The organism is Janthinobacterium sp. HH102 (assembly GCF_001758625.2).
Taxonomy (GTDB): Bacteria; Pseudomonadota; Gammaproteobacteria; order Burkholderiales; family Burkholderiaceae_D; genus Janthinobacterium.
Genome location: NZ_CP062062.1, coordinates 1,868,771 through 1,885,374, shown reverse-complemented (window position 1 = coordinate 1,885,374; position 16,604 = coordinate 1,868,771). Strand labels below are relative to the sequence as shown.

Genomic DNA, 16,604 nt, shown 5'->3' with positions numbered 1-16,604 from the left:
ATTCGGAAGCCGGGGTCAGACCCGCAACACCGCCAACGGCAGGTTCGACGCCTACGTCACCGGGGGTCTGACCCCAGAATTTAAAAAAGCCGCTAGCTAGCGGCTTTTGTTTCATTACGTGCCGCGCTTGCCCCGCGCCGCATTCTTCGCCTTTTCAGCGGCAATTTCCGCCGCCTTCGCCGCTTTTTCCGCCATTTCGGCCGCATGCTGGGCCATCAGGGCCGCGCGCGTGTCCGGCGTTTCCAGCGAGATGCGCCCGAGGATGCCGCTGCGGTAGTCGAGCAGCAGGGTATGCGACGCTTTCTCGAAATCGTAGTCGCCGCCCTTGATGCGGAAGCCGCGCTTGGCGGCGATGCCCTCGACCACGCCGATGGCGTCGACTTCGCCGATCTTGGTGCCGTAGCGGGTTGCCAGCAAGTCGGGGTAGCGCTTGAGCAATTCCTCGGCCAGGAAGACGGCCACTTCCTCTTCGATCAGCGCGTTCGAGCCGATCGCGTGGCTGGCCGCCAGCATCAGGCCGTCGCTGGGGATGGCGATCTTCGGCCACAGCATGCCGGGCGTGTCGACGAGGATGGTGTTCTTGTCCAGGTACAGCTTTTGCTGCATCTTCGTCACGGCCGGCTCGTCGCCCACCTTGGCCACGCGTTTTTTCAAGAGCGCGTTCATCAGCGTCGACTTGCCCACGTTGGGGATGCCCATGATCATGATGCGCAGCGGCTTGGTCGGCACGCCGCGGTGCGGCGCCAGCGATTTCGCCAGGTCCGGGATGCGCGCCACGTCGCCCGGCTTCTTGGTCGTCATCGCATACGCGGTCACGCCTTCCTGGGCATTGAAATAGGCCACCCAGGCGGCGGTGGCGGCAGGGTCGGCCAGGTCGGTCTTGTTGAGGATTTTCAGGCAAGGGCGCTGGCGGAACAGGCGCAGCTCGTCCACCATGGGATTGCAGCTGGCTGCCGGCAGGCGCGCGTCCACCACTTCAATCACCAGATCGGTGTTTTCCATGGTTTCGGCCGCTTTCTTGCGGGCCGCGTTCATGTGTCCTGGGTACCATTGTATCGCCATGCTCTTGCTTTCAAAATCGTTCGGTCAATCCGCTATTTTACGTGGTTGCCGCCGCGACGTCCCATTTTCCGCCGCCAGCGCCAGCCGTGCGACGCGAACGAGACAATTGGTGATAATTTGGCAGTTACACGAATGATAAGATCCGCAGTCCGTCCAGCCTGGCCGGTTTCCCTATTGCAAGTACAACCTGGCACGCCTTCCATGCATCTTCCCCGTTTTCTCCTCCTCGTCCCCCTTAGCGCCTGTCTGCTGTCCGCCATGGCCCAGGAACAAGCGGCGGCGCCAGGCGACGCAGCGAACCAGGAAATACAACAGATTGTCGACGTGCAAGGCACGCGCGATCCCGACCTGCGCCCCTACCGCACCATGCTCAAGGGACTCGATGCGTACGCCGACCACCAGCGCCTGGCGCCAGGCGCGCCGCTGCGCTTCATGCTGATCCCCGCCACGCCGAAGGCCAGGCTCGAAGGCGTGACCCTGCACCTGTCGGCCGACAATCTGTCCATCCCCGTACCGCTGGCAGCGGACGGCGGTTTCACCTTGACGCGCGACAAGACCGCCTACGATGCAAATGCCGACCTGGTCAGCAACAAGAAGCGCGACACCGTGCGCTGGCGCGCCGACATTCACACGCCAGGCCTGCCCCAGAACGTGCGCCGCCTGGGCGACTTGCGTCTGGAATGCGAAATCCGCTGGGCCGTCGAGCAGGATGACCTGCCGTTTGTGCGGCGCAACCTGTTCCGTCTGGCGGGCGGGCCTTGCCACTCGTCGCTGATCCACGTGCCGTTTCCCGTATTCCGCAAGCTGCTTGCCGTGCAGGCGCGCTCGGGCGAGCGCACGCTGGATATCCGCATCACGGAAGACCGCCAGCGCTACGTGCCGCCGCTGCATGACGTGAACTGGGACGACAATACCCTGCTGACCCTCACGTATGCCGATGACGGCAACATGGCGGAAGCCGCCCCGGCACCACCCAAGAAGGCGGCGCTGCGCCAGTGATACGCGCGCGGGAACCGGGTCAAATATTTCTACAAGGACTTTTATATTTACTGAAAGAAACAAAAAAGTATGCTCTAATATCGCCTCTTAAATGAAAAGCAATGTTTTCCGGACTGGCTGGCACAGGCGCACGGAGACAGGCGATGGGATAGCTCGATATGATGATGGAACACACTGGCATGGCGCCCAAGCGCGTGCCGCGCAATGACTGGAAGAAGGAATGCCGGCAGCTGCAGGGGCAAGTGGCGCAGCTCGAGGAGCGCTTGAAACGTCAGAGCGCCGACAGTTATGGCTTGCAAATGCTGTATGACCAACTGGTCAATGAAATCAAGCACCACCGCGACATGTTGCAGCTCGACAGCTTCGATGCGGATAAATCATCGCTTGTCTACACGCAAGCATGGCGCCGCTTCATGGCCGGCGACGCGCTCGACTATCAGACCCACCGCCACACGCATTCCAGCCGCCGTCCCACCCTGCTGTAGTGCGTTGCGCCGTTACAGTTCCGCCAGCGCCTTCACGTGCGCCGCCACGCTGCGGCCCAGGGACGACAGGTTGTAGCCCCCTTCGAGACAGCTGACGATGCGGCCCTTGCCATACTGATGGGCCACGGCCATCATCTGCTGCGTCATCCATGTGTAGTCGGCCTCCACCAGGCCCATGCCGCCCACGTCGTCTTCGCGGTGGGCATCGAAACCGGCGGAAATGAAAATCATCTGCGGCTGTTGCCGGTGCAGCGCCGGCAGCCAGTGGTCGAGCACCAGCTGGCGCACGGCATCGCCCTTCGAGCGGGCCGGCACGGGCACGTTGACGCGCGTGTCGGTGTAGGATTCGACATCGCTGTACGGATAGAACGGGTGCTGGAAAAAACTCACCATCAGGATGCGCGGGTCGTGCGCCACGGACTCGGCCGTGCCATTGCCATGGTGCACGTCGAAGTCGACGATGGCGACGCGCTCGAGGCCACGCACGTCGAGCGCATGCTTGGCGGCGATGGCGACATTATTGAACAGGCAGAAACCCATCGGTTCGCTGGGCCGCGCATGGTGGCCGGGTGGGCGGATCGCGCAGAAGGCGTTGCTGATCTCGCCATCGATGACGGCATCCGTGGCTGCCACGGCCGAGCCGGCCGCAGCCAGTGCCGCCTCGTAGCTGTGCGCGTTGAGCAGGGTGTCGCCGTCGAGCGGATAGTAATCGCCCTCCTGCGGTACATTGTCGCGCACCAGGCCGATGGCCGTGGCACTGTGGTTGCGCTCGATATCGGACAATTGCGCGCGCACGCCGTCACGGTGCTCGACCAGGTCGCTGATGTGCGCGAGGATCAATTGATCGTTGATGGCCTGCAAGCGGGCCGGTGATTCTGGGTGCCAGTCGCCCATTTCATGGCGCTGGCAATCGGGATGGGTATAAATGGCTGTGCTCATGCGCTGTACTGGTTACCTCTGTCTCTGTCCATTCTCCGGGAACACTGCATGGCATTCCTGTTCGCCCTGCGCGTTCTCGCATAAAATCACTGGCTGGTCTGTGCCGCCCTTGCCGTCCTTGCTGCCTCTCTAATCTACCACGTGCGCGCAACGGGCGGGCGGCGCGGTTTGACCTGGCCAAAGCGATTGTAAATTAAATAATCCGACTTACTGTGATAGAAATAGCATGTTTTCGAAAATACACCAGGCCGCACAGCAGATCGGCGAAGTTCTCGTCGGCAAACACTTGCAGATCCGCCAGGCCCTCGCCTGCGTGCTGGCCGGCGGCCACCTGCTGATCGAAGACGTGCCCGGCGTGGGCAAGACAACCCTGGCCCATGCGCTGGCCATCTCGCTGGGCCTGCAATGGAAGCGCCAGCAATTCACCAGCGACCTGCTGCCCGCCGATGTGGCCGGCATGAGCGTGTATGACCGGGGCAGCGGCAGCTTCCTCTTTCATCCCGGCCCCCTGTTCACGCAAGTGCTGCTGGCCGACGAGATCAACCGCGCCACGCCGAAGACGCAATCGGGCCTGCTCGAAGCGATGGAGGAGCGGCAAGTGACGCTCGACGGCGTCACGCATGCGCTGCCGCAGCCGTTTTTCGTCATCGCCACGCAGAACTGCGCGCACCAGCTGGGCACCTTCCCCCTGCCAGAATCGCAGCTCGACCGTTTTCTCATGTGCGTCACCCTGGGCTACCCCGATGCGGCCGCGGAAAGGGCGTTGCTGCTGGGCGCCGACCGCCGCGCCATGCTGCACACCTTGCCTGCCGTCATGAACGCGGAAGAATTGCTGCAGGCGCAAGCGGGCCTGCGCGCCATCCACGCCTCGGCCGCCGTCGTCGACTACGTGCTGGCCCTCGTGCATGCCACGCGCGCGCCGGGCGTGTTTGCCGATGGCCTGAGCCCGCGCGCCGCGCTGGCCCTGCTGCAGGCGGCGCGCGCCTGGGCCGCGCTGGCCGGACGCGACCACGTCACGCCCGACGATGTGCAAGCCGTGCTGCTGCCCGTCTGCGCCCACCGCCTGCATGCGGCGCAAGGCTCGCTGGATAGCCGCGCGCTGCTGCAGCACATGCTGTTGAGCATTCCCGTCTGAGCGGCATGCGCTGGCGCAATATCTCTTGGCTGCCGGCGCGTCCCTGGCTGGGCGCGCAGCGCGTGCACATCCGCCCTTCGCGCGCGGGCCTGGCGTTTGCCGCGCTGCTGCTGGCGCTGTGGATCGCCGCCGTCAATTACCGCCTGGGCCTCGGTTATGCGCTCACGTATTTCGCCGCCGCCTGCGCCATCGCCGACATGCTGTTTGCCAGCCGCAACCTGGCGGGCCTGGCGCTGGCCGCCACGCCGGGCAGCCCCGTGTTCGCGGGCAGCCACGCCTTGTTCACCTTGCGCCTGATCAACCGCAGCGCGCGCCCGCGCCATGCGATCCACCTTGCCATCAGCGGTGTAGAGGCAGCGCCCAGCCTGGCCGACATCGCCGCCCACGGGGAAACGGCCGTCAGCATCGTCGTAACGGCGCGGCAACGCGGCTGGCTCGATGCGCCCTCCGTGCGCCTGTCCGGCAGTTTTCCGCTGGGCCTGTTTGTGGCATGGTGCCACTGGCAGCCCGACGCGCGCGTGCTCGTGTATCCGCAGCCAGAACAGGGCGCGCCGCCGCTGCCCTTGCCTGCCTTCACGGTGCGGCAGACAAGGCAGGCACGGCAGCCAGACCCGCCCGATGGCCCCCTGGAACTGGCCGGCGTGCGCGCCTACCGGCCAGGCGATCCCTTGCACCGCCTGGCCTGGCGCCAGATCGCCCGCCACGACGGCGAGCACGTATTCAGCAAGCAATTCCAGCCTGCCGCCGGCGCGCCGGCAGGCGCATCCCATGGCAGCATCGTGTTCGAGCACGCCTCGCTGCACGCGCTGGCGCCGGAAGCGCGCCTGTCGCGCCTGGCCGCCTGGGTGCTGCAGGCGGAACGCACGGGCTTGCCATATGGCTTGCGCCTGGGCGCGCTGACCTTGGCGCCGGCCTTGGGCGCCAGCCACCGCGACGCCTGCCTGCGCGCGCTGGCCCTGCACGACTTACCTCCCAGCAAGGAGTCAACATGATCCGCTGGTTCAACAGCTTGCCGCGCGAGAAAGCCGACATTGTGCTGCTGTTACTGGCGGCCGCCATGGTGCTGGCGCCGCACGCGCTGCACCTGCCCCCATGGCTGTCGATGGCAAGCGCCGCCCTGCTGCTGTGGCGCGCCGTCATTACCGTGCGGGGCAGGCGCCAGCCGCAGCTAACCCTGCTTGCGCCGCTGGCCCTGCTCGGCATTGCCGGCGTCTACGCCAGCTATGGCACCGTGCTGGGACGCGATCCCGGCGTGGCCATGCTGGCCTTGCTGCTGGCCTTGAAGTCGCTGGAAATGCATGGCCGGCGCGACATCTTCGTCTTCGTCTTCCTCAGTTTTTTCCTTCTGCTGGCGAACTTTTTCCATACGCAAGGCATCCTCAGCGCTGCCTGGATGCTGGCCACCGTCATCGTCCTGCTGGCCGCCCTGCTGTCGGCCCAGTACGGCGCCGTGCAGCCCCGCCTGGCGCAACGGTTAAATTTGCTGGGGCGCATGCTGGCACTGGCCGTCCCCCTGTCGGCCGTCATGTTTCTTGCCGTGCCGCGCGTCGACGGCCCCCTGTGGGGCGCCGCACCAGAAGACGCGCAGGCACGCACGGGCTTGTCCGACAGCATGCAGCCGGGCGCCATCGCCTCGCTGGTCCTGTCAAGCGAACCTGTCTTTACGGCCCGTTTCAGCACGCCGCTCCCGCCGCAAGACCAGCTGTATTGGCGCGGCGTGGTGCTGGGCGACTTCGACGGCGCCACCTGGACGCGCAGGGGGGCAAAGGGGCGCGCGCCTGCCAGCGACAGCCGCATCGACATCGCGCTGCAAGGCCAGCCCAGCCAATACGAAGTCACCTTGCAGGCGAGCGGCCAGCGGCGCATCTTCGCGCTTGACGTGCCGCGCAGCATCGAACGCTTGCCCGGCAACCCGTATGTCGTGTCGTCGGCGCTGGAAGTGCTGACCATACAGCCCATTACTTCGACCGCGCGTTACCGCGCCAGTTCCCAAGCGCGCTACCGGCTGCAGGCCGGCTTGTCGGCCGCGCAGCAACAGCCATGGCTGGCCTTGCCCGCTGGCAGCAATCCGCGCAGCGTGGCCTGGGCCCGCGCCCTGCGCGGCAGCGGCGCGCACGCGCTGGTGCCCGCCGACGCCGTCGCCGCCGTGCTCGAGCACTTCCGCCGCGCGCCCTTCCGCTACACCCTGCAGCCGCCGCTGCTGGGCAAGCATGGCGTCGACGACTTCCTGTTTCGCACGCAGGCGGGCTTTTGCGAACACTACGCGGGCAGCTTCGTCGTGCTGATGCGCGCCATGGGCATTCCCGCCCGCGTCGTCACAGGTTACCAGGGCGGCGCACGCAACAGTGACGGCGCCAGCCTGACGGTGCGCCAGTCCGACGCCCATGCCTGGAGCGAAGTGTGGCTGGCGGGCCGGGGCTGGGTGCGCATCGATCCCACGGGCGCCGTCGCGCCCCTGCGCACGGAGCGCAACCTTGACGCCGCCCTGCCGCCGCCCCCGTCGCCGCTGACGGCGTGGCGCGCCCTGGCCGGCCTCGACGGCGGCGCGCAAGGTGCGCTTGCCGCCTGGCGCCAGCAATGGCAGCAGGCCGAGCACGCCTGGAGCAGCTGGGTACTCGACACCACGCCGCAACGCCAGCGCGCCATGCTCGATCACTTGAAAAACTTGCCAGCGAAGCAGCTGGCATGCGCTTGCGCCGTGCTGGCCCTGCTGTCCGCCGTGGCCGGTGGACTGGTCTGGTGGCGGCAGGCGCGGCAAGGCGATCCGCTCGACGCCCTGTACGCACAATTTTGCCGCCAGCAGGCGCGGCGCGGCTACAGCCGTGCGCCGCATGAAGGTCCGCACGGTTATGCTGCACGGTTGGCCGCAGGCAAGGCCACACAAGAGGCGCACACCGCCACCGCACAGTTTCTGGCAATCTATGCCGCGATGAAGTATGGTAATGCCCACCCAGACGAACAACTCCGCGCGCGGCGCAGCTTGCGCCGCCTGTTAACCCAATGCCGATGAGACGCTCCTTGTTACCGATCAAAACCTCCGCCCTGTCCCTGCTCCTCTCCCTTCCCCTGTGCCTGACGACCGCGCACGCTGGGGAAAACAGCCATATTTCCGCTGCCGACCGCGCCCGCGCCGTGCGCGCGGCCAAGGCCCCGCCCGCCAAGGCGACAGCCAAGAAAGCACCGGCAAAATTCGACTTCGAAGGCGAGTTTGTCGACTATGCCAACTGGAAAGAAGTACGCGCCTTCCTCGACGACATGTCCGCCAAGCATGGCTTTGACCGCGCCGGGCTCGATACCCTGATCGGCAAGGTGCGCTATGTCGAGTCGACCGTGCAGCTGATGAAGCCGGCGCCGCCCGGCAAGCCGAAGAACTGGCAAGCGTACAGCGCCCGCTTCATCGAGCCGGTGCGCATCAATGCGGGCGTGAAATTCTGGGAAGAGAATGCGGAAGCGCTGGCGCGCGCCGAGCGCGAATATGGCGTGCCGGCCGAGATCATCGTCGGCATCATCGGCGTGGAAACCGTGTACGGACGCAATACGGGCCGTTTCCGCGTGCTCGACGCGCTGACGACCCTGGCGTTTTCCTATCCGGACAGCCCGACCCGCGCCGCGCGCATGGAATTTTTCAAGGGAGAACTGGAAAACGCGCTGTTGTACGCGCGCAAGGATGGCATCGATCCCTTGACCCTGCTCGGCTCGTATGCGGGCGCCATCGGCCTGCCTCAATTCATGCCCAGCAGCATCATGAAATATGCGGTGGACTTCGATGGCGATGGCCATATCGACCTGCGTAATTCCACGGCCGACGCCATCGGCAGCGTCGCGCATTTCCTCGTCGAACATGGCTGGCGGCGCGACGACCCGGCCATCAGCACGTATCCCGTCACCGTGTCGGCCAGCCGCACGTGGGAAAAGTTCGTCGGCCAGGGCTTGCAAGCCAAATACCGGCTGGGAGAATTGCAGGAAGCCGGCGTGAGTACCGTCGTGGCCACGCCCCAGAACATGTTGTTTGGCTTGATCGATTTACAAAATGGTTCAGAAGCAACTGAGTATCACTTGGCAACCAATAACTTCTTTGCTATAACTCAGTACAACAGAAGTTATTTTTATGCCATGTCAGTGATTGACCTGGGCAAGGCCATCAGTCAAGTGCGCGCACGCTAACCGAAAGTCAGTGTAAAGTTATAATATTACTTGTAAGAAAGCGTAAGCGATGTTGAAGCGACCGGCAAACAGGTCTATGGTGGGGCCGATAACATGTGCCAGCCTCGCTCGCCAGCCTTTGTGCGGCACGGGATGCAGTAGTGGTTTTATACTTAACTTTTGTCAAAGTACAATTTTTGCTCTATCATAGAGCATAATAAAGAATAAATAGGTGTTGCAGCTAGACAACACCGGTTCTGTACAAAGCAAGATTAGCGGGCTTTCCCGCCTGAAATTGAATCCTGTTGTACAATTGTGTATATATCATGAAAAACTGTATCCCGGATCGTACCGTGTGTGAATTCGTTCCTTTTAGTAAAGAATGAACATGAACGCAGCAAGAGCGAGCTCCGAGTGTTTTTTACTTTGCAGTGCAACTACAGAAGGAACAATAACATCATGACAAACCAAGTCGGCATTGATATGAACAGCGATTCGGACTCCGACGATCTGCTCCAGTACAACCCAAACAGACTGCTCGATACCCTGATCGAAAACCTGCGCCTGAAAAACGACGCAGCCTTGTCCCGCGCGCTGGAAGTGGCGCCACCGGTCATCAGTAAAATTCGCCACCACCGCCTGCCGGTCGGCGCATCGCTGCTGATCCGCATGCACGAAGTCAGCGACCTGAGCATCCGCGACCTGCGTTACCTGATGGGTGACCGTCGTAACAAATTCCGCATCAGCGACAAGCAATTCAAGCCAAAAGAAGGCGAAACGCCACAAGGCTGATCCTGCCAGTTCGCAGGTTTTCCCTCCCCGCCATGGGGAGGGGGTATTTCCAGCAGTTCTCAGGCCGTTCTGGCCGACCTCACTTCACATCCTTCCCCGTTACGCAGGAAAAACACCTGTGGACAGATATCTGTCGCCACGGTCGCAGACGACGAACACGATGGTCGCGTTTTCCACCGTTTGCGAGATGCGCAGCGCGATTTCGCACGCACCGGCTGCCGAGATGCCGCAAAACAAGCCCTCTTCCGCCGCCAGGCTGCGCGCCATGCGCTCGGCCACGCCCTGGCTCACGTACTCCACCTGGTCGACGCGCGATTTGTCGTAGATTTTCGGCAAATATGCTTCCGGCCATTTGCGGATGCCGGGAATCTGCGAGCCTTCCTCGGGCTGGGCACCGATGATCTGGATGGCGGGATTTTGCTCCTTCAAATAGCGCGACACGCCCATGATTGTGCCCGTCGTGCCCATGGCGCTGACGAAGTGCGTGACCTGGCCATTGGTATCGCGCCAGATTTCCGGCCCCGTGCTTTCATAGTGGGCGCGCGAATTGTCTTCGTTGGCGAACTGGTCGAGGATGACGCCGCGGCCATCCTTCTGCATCTGCTCGGCCAGGTCGCGCGCATACTCCATGCCGCCCGTCTTCGGCGTCAATAAAATGTCGGCGCCGTAGGCGGCCATGCTCTGGCGGCGCTCCACGCTCAGATTGTCGGGCATCAGCAACAGCATCTTGTAACCGCGCAAGGCGGCGGCCATGGCCAGCGCGATGCCCGTATTGCCGCTGGTCGCCTCGATCAGGGTATCGCCGGGCTTGATAACGCCGCGCTCTTCAGCGCGCTTGAGCATGGACATGGCCGCGCGGTCCTTCACGGAGCCGGCCGGATTGTTGCCTTCCAGCTTGCCCAGGATGACGTTGTTGCGCGCGAGCGCATCGGCACCCGGCAAGCGCGTCAGTTGCACCAGCGGGGTATTGCCTATCGTATCTTCAAGTGTCTTGTAAGCCATCGTGTCTGTTTGAGTAGATTCAACAAAGACCCATTCTAATATGAGATGCTGGACGGCGTATCGCTGATCGGCGGCGGCATTCGGGCCCGCGTGCGTGCGCGGCTGCGCCGCCATTGGCCGCATGGCGCCTGCCGCCCCGCCATTTCCGGGCGTGCGCAAGGGGTATTGCGGCAGGCGCGCGCCGCATGCGCTAGACTCGCCACTGTTAGTTATTTTTGTTATTTGCTTATTCAGCCTCCGAACGGACTCGCCATGGCCAGCAGCACACCCGAATTCATTCCCGAAACGACGCAGGACGATCCCGTCCAGTTCGCCACGCTCGACTTGCAGGGCCGCAGCCACCAGATCTCGCCCGTCTTCAATGCGCTCGAACTGCAGCGCTTGCAGCGCTACGGCACGCGGCGGCGCTTTGCCGACGGCGAAACGCTGTTCGAAGCGGGCAGCAGCAGCTTCGGCATGCTGGTGATACTGTCCGGGCGGGTCAGCATCACGCGCCACGAAGTGCTGGGGCAGGCGTCCGTGCTGCGCGAAGTGGGCGTCGGCCACTTCATTGCCGAGGTGGCGCAATTGTCCGGCCGCCCCACCCTCGTCAACGGCAGCGCCGTGGGCGAGGTGGAATTGCTCGACATCAGTTCGGAATCCTTGCGCGCGCTGATCGTGGCCGAGGCGGAGATGGGTGAACGCATCGTGCGCGCCCTGATCCTGCGCCGCGTGGCGCTGATCGAATCGAATTCGGGCGGCCCCGTGCTGGTGGGCCCGCGCGGCAATGGTAATCTGTTCCACCTGCAAAGCTTTTTATCGAGCAATGGCCATCCGCACACGGTGCTCGATCCGGCCACCGATGCGGCGGCCGCCACGCTGGCCCAGCGCTACCAGCCCACGCCGCAGGAATGGCCGCTGGTGGTCTGTCCGGACGGCAAGATCATGAAGAATCCCGGCAATGCGGAACTGGGACGCTGCCTGGGCATGCTGCCCGATTTGTCCGGCGACAAGATCTTCGACGTGCTGGTGGTGGGCGCCGGTCCCGCCGGCCTGGCCACGGCCGTGTATGCGGCCTCGGAAGGGCTATCGGTGCTGGCGCTCGAGCAGCGCGCGTACGGCGGCCAGGCGGGCGCCAGCGCGCGTATCGAAAATTATTTGGGCTTTCCCACCGGAATTTCTGGCCGCGCACTGGCAGGACGCGCCTACGTGCAGGCGCAAAAGTTCGGCGTCGAGATCGCCACCCCGGCCAGCGCCGCCAACTTGCTGTGCGACAGCTGGCCCCTGCGCGTCAAGCTGTGCGACGGCACGCAGGTGCGCGCCCGCACGGTGGTGCTGTCGTGCGGCGCGCGCTACCGCCGCCCCTCGCTGGCCAACCTGAAAACGTATGAGGGACGGGGCGTGTATTACTGGGCCTCGCCCATCGAAGCCAAGCTGTGCCGGCAGGAAGAAATCATCCTGGTGGGCGGCGGCAACTCGGCCGGCCAGGCCGCCGTGTTTCTCTCAAGCCACGCCGCAAAGGTCCACATGGTGATCCGCGGCGAGGGACTGGCGGCCAGCATGTCGAGCTATTTGATCGAGCGCATCGCCGCCACGCCCAATATCACCTTGCACACGCACACGGAAATCATCGCCCTCGAAGGCGACGACGACGGCTTGACGGAGGTGCGCTGGCGCAACAACCAGACGGGCAAGGAGTGCGATTGCACCGTGCGCCGCGTATTCCTGTTTGTCGGCGCCGATCCGAACACGGACTGGCTGCACGACTGCGCCGTGGCCGTCGACGAGCAGGGTTTTATCCGCACGGGCTTCGACGTCACGCGCGCCGAATGCCGCGCCCATGGCCACGGCGCGCATTTAGCCTACCCGCCTCCGGACTTGCCGGAACGGGCCGCGCTGGAAACGAGCGTGCCGGGCGTGTTCGCCATCGGCGACGTGCGCGCCGGTTCCACCAAGCGCGTCGCTGCCGCCGTGGGCGAAGGCGCGGCCGTCGTTTCCCAGATTCACGGTTTTCTTGCGCGCCTGCCCGTCGGCTCGTGATCAGCGCAAGGGCATGGGATACGTGGCCACGCTGACATTGCCGTCGCGGTCGATGGCCTGGACGCCAAAGAAATAGCTGTCTTTCGATAGCTTGACCTTGGCCTCGGTGACATTGCCCACATCCTGCGCGCCCTGCCACTGGTCGGCCGTCGTGGCGCGCCAGACGATGCGGTAGCCGGCCAGGTCCGGCTCCGTATTCGGCTGCCACAACAGCGTGGTGGCGTTTTCCAGCTGGGCCGTGCGCACCTGCACGCCGGCGGGCGCGGCCGGCGCCAGGGCCAGCGAAGCGAGCGCCGCCGCATTCACGCGCGCCACTTTCGCCAAGTAGTCATAGTCGACGAATTGCGGCAAGTCGCCGTACTGCACGCCATTTTCCACGCGCACATCCTGGTGCTGGTGAGCAAAATCCTCGTGCGGTTCCGTGAAACGCAGCGCCGCGTAGCCTTGTGCCAGAAACGGCATATGGTCGCCGCCGCGCAGGTAGCGGTCGGCGCGCTGGATGACGTTGACCTTGAAACCGGGCACGTAGCGCTCGCCCACCTGCTTCACATGGCGCGCCAGCTGGCGCGAGAGGGAATCGTTTTCGCCGCCCGTCGCCACCAGGGCGCGCACGCCGTCGCTCATCTCCTTGACGGCCGGGATACCCTCGGCAAACAGGCGCACCTGGCCGCCATCGACCGTGCCGTCTTCCGCGCGCGAACTGCCGATGATGTCGTTATTGAGCATGCCGGCGATGTTGAGCTTGTTCAACTTTGCCTGCTGCGCCCAGTGACCGGAACCGAGCAGCCCCTGTTCCTCGGCCGCCACGGCCATGAAGACGAGCGTGGCGTCGAACTGGTGGCGCGCCATCGCGCAGGCCATCTCGATCACGGCCGCCGTGCCCGAGGCGTCATCGTTGGCGCCGGGCGCGTCGCCCTGCGCATCCATCACGTCGGTGGCGCGCGTATCATAATGGCCGCTGACGACATAGATGCGCCCGGCCGACTGCGGCTGGCTGCCCGGCAAGGTCGCCACCACGTTGACGATTTCCGTCGGCCGCGCAATGCGTTTCGACACGGGCGCCACATGGCTGTCGAACGCCACCTGCAGTCGTCCGCCCGCCTGCGCGCCGCAGCGCTCCAGCTCGGCCTTGATCCAGCGCCGGGCCGCGCCGATGCCGCGCGTGTCGGACACGGTATCGGACATGGTGTGGCGCGTCCCGAAACTGACCAGCTTGCGCACATGCGCCTCGATGCGCTGCGGCGAGATGTCGGCCACCACCTGCCGTATCTGCTGCTGCGCCGGGTCGGCGCCCGGCGCCGCCGCCACACTCGCCGACAGCATGGCTGCCGTCATTGCCGTCATTGCCGTCACAATCCCTGCCATGCCGCCGTCTCCCGATGATTGATTGAGTTGGCCATTCTCGCATTTTTGACGGCAGGCAAGGATGTTCCAGGTCGAAAATCGTGCATTGTAGAAACTGCTACAATCGGCCACTCCCCCGTTCACGAAAGGCACGCATGCGCCAGACCGCCCTCCATCCCGCACGCCGCAGCATGTGCGCGGTCCGTTGACGGTGCGCAGCATGCTCGTCAAATTGCTGCTGCTGGCCACCTTGTTTGCCGTGCTCAGCATCGCTGCCCTGTACAGCTACGGGCGCTTCGCCGAACGTTCGCTGGGCGCGCCGGGAACGGCCTTGCCCGTGGCGACGGATGCCACCCTGCTCGACCGCGTGCTGGCGCCGCAGTTGGCACAACGCCCGGGCCACAGCGGCACGGCCCTGATCGACGACAACCTGGAAGCGTTTGCCCTGCGCGCCCTGAGCGCGCGCGAAGCGGGCCGCAGCATCGACCTGCAATACTACATCTGGCATAACGACGTCACGGGACGCCTGCTGGTGCGCGAACTGCTGCGCGCGGCTGACCGCGGCGTACGCGTGCGCGTGCTGCTCGACGACATCAACGCACGGGGCCAGGACGCGGCCATCCTCGCGCTCGACAGCCATCCGCTGATCGACGTGCGCATCTTCAATCCAAGCCGCAACCGCGACGGCATCTGGTGGCGCGCCGTGGAAATGGCCTTGCGCGCCGTCAGCCTGAACCGGCGCATGCACAACAAGGCCTGGATCGTCGACGGCAGGGTGGCCCTCGTCGGCGGGCGCAATATCGGCGATGAATATTTTGATGCCGCCGAGCAAGTCAATTTCCAGGATGCCGACTTGCTGCTGGTGGGACCCGCCGTGCAGCAGACGAGCGACATCTTCGACCGCTTCTGGAACAGCCGCGCCGTCCTCCCCATACGCGCCTTGCACGCCGGCAAGGACGCGCGCGCGCCGGAACTGCAGGCTGTGCGTGCGCGCCTCGATACGCTCACGGGCGAAGTGGGCGCTTCCCCCTACCTCCAGCAGCTGACCGATGCGGGCCAGCTGCAGGCCCACCTTGATGGCCGGCTGCGCCTGCACTGGAGCGGGCAAGTGCAGGTGCTGTCGGACCCGCCGGAAAAAGCCGCGCCCGTGGCCAGTTTGCAGCGCAGCGAGCACTGGCTCATGCACAGCCTGCTGCCGCTGCTGACGGACGCGCGCGGGGAAGCGCTGCTGACCTCGCCCTACTTCGTGCCCGGCGCGGCGTTGAGCACGATGCTGGCCGACAAGGTGGCGGCCGGCGTCCAGGTCCAGGTGCTGACCAACTCGCTGGCCGCCACCGATGTGGCCCTCGTGCATGCGGGCTATGCGCGCTACCGCCAGGCGCTGCTCGATGGCGGCGTCGCCCTGTTTGAATTGAAGACCCAGCACCGCAAGCGCATCAGTCTGATGGGGTCGAGCCGCGCCAGCCTGCATACCAAGGCCGTGGTGGTCGACGGCCAGCGGGGCTTCGTCGGTTCCTTCAACCTCGATCCCCGCTCGGCCCAGCTGAATACGGAAATGGGCGTGCTGTTCGACGATGCCGCGCTGGCGGCCGACATGCGCGCGCTGTTCCTGCATTCGACGGCGAGCGACACCAGCTATCGATTGTTCCTCGACAACGGCGCCCTGCGCTGGTCCGACGCCACCGAACAGCCCGCCAAGGTGTGGACGCACGATCCGGAGTCCGGCTTCTGGCGCCGCCTGCTGGTGTCCGTGATGCGCTGGCTGCCGATCGAATCGCAGCTGTAGGTGCATAAAAAAAACCCCGCGCGGCCGGTACCACGCGGGGTTTTCTTCTCGTGCTGCGCGGCACCACCACGCAACACGCTTTACGACAAAACGCTTATTTTTTCTCGGCTTCCGCTTTCTTCGCCTCGGCGGCAGCCAGTTTCGCTTCTTTCTTCGCGGCAGCGGCAGCAGCCTTCGCTTCTTTCTTGGCAGCGGCAGCTTCCTTCTTCGCTTCGGCAGCCGTTTTCACGGGAGCGGCATCGGCCGCTGCAGCGGCAGGCGCGGCGGCAGCTTCTTTCTTGGCGGCAGCGGCGGCAGCCTTGGCTTCTTTCTTCGCGGCAGCAGCTTCTTTTTTCGCTTCAGCGGCTGTCTTGGCTGGCGCCGCAGCGGTGTCGGTCGCAGCAGCTGGCTTCGGTGCGGCTTCTTTCGCTGCAACTTCCTTCACAGCAGCTTCCTTTTTTGCCGGGGCAGCTTTCGCCGCCGGAGCGGGTGCCGCCGGCGCGCCGGACTTGGCCTGGCCATTCACTTGCAAGCCCGCTTCCGACAACTTCACGGAACTTTTCGGACCGATGCCCTTCACGCGGCTTTCAAAATCGGCCCAATCCTTGAAGGCGCCGCCCTTGGCACGCTCGTCGATGATGGCTTTCGACGTCACGGGGCCGATGCCCTTGACGCTGTCGAGTGCCGCCTGGTCCGCCTTGTTGACATCGACCTGGGCAAAGGCAAAGCCCATCGTCGCGATCAAGGTGGCGATGGCCAGCAGTATTTTTTTGAACATGGGTATCTCTCCGTGGTGTGGTTTCAAGATGACTCGAACGCAAGGGAAGAGCAGCGCCTTAACGGCTTTAACGGCTGGGACGTGATACGGTTGACAAGACGGGACGGCGGAAGGATGGGAAAACCTGCGCCAGATCAAACG

General features: G+C 64.5%; 14 protein-coding genes. 9 read left to right on the top strand and 5 right to left on the bottom strand.

Annotated elements, in window-relative coordinates; genetic code table 11:
- Positions 1–114 precede the first annotated feature (114 nt).
- Positions 115–1,062: a ribosome biogenesis GTPase YlqF gene (gene ylqF / locus JAB4_RS08620; protein ID WP_071650173.1), complete on the bottom strand. Its 948-nt coding sequence runs from the start codon at positions 1,060–1,062 to the stop codon at positions 115–117.
- Positions 1,063–1,320: 258 nt separating this feature from the next.
- Here ylqF and JAB4_RS08615 point away from each other — a divergent pair, with 258 nt between their 5' ends.
- Positions 1,321–2,061, top strand: coding sequence for a hypothetical protein (locus JAB4_RS08615; RefSeq protein WP_070219413.1), 741 nt, complete (start codon positions 1,321–1,323; stop codon positions 2,059–2,061).
- Between the two features lie 158 nt (positions 2,062–2,219).
- Positions 2,220–2,546 (top strand): hypothetical protein, encoded by a 327-nt coding sequence (locus JAB4_RS08610; protein WP_070219412.1) that lies wholly within the window; start codon positions 2,220–2,222, stop codon positions 2,544–2,546.
- A gap of 12 nt (positions 2,547–2,558) precedes the next feature.
- On the opposite strand, the gene JAB4_RS08605 is transcribed toward JAB4_RS08610, so the two are convergent.
- The gene (locus tag JAB4_RS08605) at positions 2,559–3,485 is read right to left on the bottom strand and encodes a histone deacetylase family protein (protein WP_070219411.1); all 927 of its coding nucleotides are present in this window, start codon (positions 3,483–3,485) and stop codon (positions 2,559–2,561) included.
- A gap of 226 nt (positions 3,486–3,711) precedes the next feature.
- On the opposite strand from JAB4_RS08605, the gene JAB4_RS08600 reads away from it, so the two are divergent.
- From JAB4_RS08600 to JAB4_RS08580, 5 genes are all read left to right on the top strand, one after another.
- Complete coding sequence (locus JAB4_RS08600) at positions 3,712–4,620, top strand: AAA family ATPase (RefSeq protein ID WP_070219410.1); 909 nt, start codon at positions 3,712–3,714, stop codon at positions 4,618–4,620.
- Between the two features lie 5 nt (positions 4,621–4,625).
- Positions 4,626–5,612 (top strand): DUF58 domain-containing protein, encoded by a 987-nt coding sequence (locus JAB4_RS08595; protein ID WP_070219409.1) that lies wholly within the window; start codon positions 4,626–4,628, stop codon positions 5,610–5,612.
- On the top strand, positions 5,609–7,630 hold the full coding sequence (locus tag JAB4_RS08590) for a DUF3488 and transglutaminase-like domain-containing protein (RefSeq protein ID WP_070219408.1): 2,022 nt from the start codon (positions 5,609–5,611) through the stop codon (positions 7,628–7,630). Before JAB4_RS08595 ends, JAB4_RS08590 begins: the two co-directional genes overlap by 4 nt.
- A gap of 8 nt (positions 7,631–7,638) precedes the next feature.
- Positions 7,639–8,784: a lytic murein transglycosylase B gene (gene mltB, locus JAB4_RS08585; RefSeq protein WP_227742120.1), complete on the top strand. Its 1,146-nt coding sequence runs from the start codon at positions 7,639–7,641 to the stop codon at positions 8,782–8,784.
- A 438-nt stretch (positions 8,785–9,222) separates the two neighbouring features.
- Positions 9,223–9,555, top strand: coding sequence for a hypothetical protein (locus JAB4_RS08580; protein ID WP_034751784.1), 333 nt, complete (start codon positions 9,223–9,225; stop codon positions 9,553–9,555).
- Between the two features lie 99 nt (positions 9,556–9,654).
- On the opposite strand, the gene cysM is transcribed toward JAB4_RS08580, so the two are convergent.
- Positions 9,655–10,557: a cysteine synthase CysM gene (gene cysM / locus JAB4_RS08575; RefSeq protein WP_035825682.1), complete on the bottom strand. Its 903-nt coding sequence runs from the start codon at positions 10,555–10,557 to the stop codon at positions 9,655–9,657.
- 252 nt (positions 10,558–10,809) lie between these two features.
- Between cysM and JAB4_RS08570 the strand changes: the two genes are divergently transcribed.
- Positions 10,810–12,576, top strand: a complete 1,767-nt coding sequence (locus JAB4_RS08570) for an FAD-dependent oxidoreductase (protein WP_070219406.1) — start codon at positions 10,810–10,812, stop codon at positions 12,574–12,576.
- Here JAB4_RS08570 and JAB4_RS08565 read toward each other — a convergent pair whose 3' ends face one another.
- Positions 12,577–13,941 (bottom strand): M28 family metallopeptidase, encoded by a 1,365-nt coding sequence (locus JAB4_RS08565; protein ID WP_070219405.1) that lies wholly within the window; start codon positions 13,939–13,941, stop codon positions 12,577–12,579.
- Between the two features lie 199 nt (positions 13,942–14,140).
- On the opposite strand from JAB4_RS08565, the gene JAB4_RS08560 reads away from it, so the two are divergent.
- On the top strand, positions 14,141–15,706 hold the full coding sequence (locus JAB4_RS08560; RefSeq protein ID WP_070219424.1) for a phospholipase D family protein: 1,566 nt from the start codon (positions 14,141–14,143) through the stop codon (positions 15,704–15,706).
- A gap of 94 nt (positions 15,707–15,800) precedes the next feature.
- Here JAB4_RS08560 and JAB4_RS08555 read toward each other — a convergent pair whose 3' ends face one another.
- Positions 15,801–16,463 carry a helix-hairpin-helix domain-containing protein gene (locus JAB4_RS08555; RefSeq protein ID WP_070219404.1) on the bottom strand — a complete coding sequence of 221 codons (663 nt, stop codon included), beginning with the start codon at positions 16,461–16,463 and terminating at the stop codon, positions 15,801–15,803.
- Positions 16,464–16,604 lie beyond the last annotated feature (141 nt).

What these genes read in the sequence shown, in the direction of transcription:
- JAB4_RS08555 (WP_070219404.1), bottom strand. Translation starts at nt 16,463, where the DNA reads ATGTTCAAAAAAATACTGCTGGCCATCGCCACCTTGATCGCGACGATG.
- ylqF (WP_071650173.1), bottom strand. Translation starts at nt 1,062, where the DNA reads ATGGCGATACAATGGTACCCAGGACACATGAACGCGGCCCGCAAGAAA.
- cysM (WP_035825682.1), bottom strand. Translation starts at nt 10,557, where the DNA reads ATGGCTTACAAGACACTTGAAGATACGATAGGCAATACCCCGCTGGTG.
- JAB4_RS08600 (WP_070219410.1), top strand. Translation starts at nt 3,712, where the DNA reads ATGTTTTCGAAAATACACCAGGCCGCACAGCAGATCGGCGAAGTTCTC.
- JAB4_RS08590 (WP_070219408.1), top strand. Translation starts at nt 5,609, where the DNA reads ATGATCCGCTGGTTCAACAGCTTGCCGCGCGAGAAAGCCGACATTGTG.
- JAB4_RS08565 (WP_070219405.1), bottom strand. Translation starts at nt 13,941, where the DNA reads ATGGCAGGGATTGTGACGGCAATGACGGCAATGACGGCAGCCATGCTG.
- JAB4_RS08595 (WP_070219409.1), top strand. Translation starts at nt 4,626, where the DNA reads ATGCGCTGGCGCAATATCTCTTGGCTGCCGGCGCGTCCCTGGCTGGGC.
- JAB4_RS08560 (WP_070219424.1), top strand. Translation starts at nt 14,141, where the DNA reads ATGCTCGTCAAATTGCTGCTGCTGGCCACCTTGTTTGCCGTGCTCAGC.
- JAB4_RS08580 (WP_034751784.1), top strand. Translation starts at nt 9,223, where the DNA reads ATGACAAACCAAGTCGGCATTGATATGAACAGCGATTCGGACTCCGAC.
- JAB4_RS08605 (WP_070219411.1), bottom strand. Translation starts at nt 3,485, where the DNA reads ATGAGCACAGCCATTTATACCCATCCCGATTGCCAGCGCCATGAAATG.
- JAB4_RS08570 (WP_070219406.1), top strand. Translation starts at nt 10,810, where the DNA reads ATGGCCAGCAGCACACCCGAATTCATTCCCGAAACGACGCAGGACGAT.
- JAB4_RS08610 (WP_070219412.1), top strand. Translation starts at nt 2,220, where the DNA reads ATGATGATGGAACACACTGGCATGGCGCCCAAGCGCGTGCCGCGCAAT.
- JAB4_RS08615 (WP_070219413.1), top strand. Translation starts at nt 1,321, where the DNA reads ATGGCCCAGGAACAAGCGGCGGCGCCAGGCGACGCAGCGAACCAGGAA.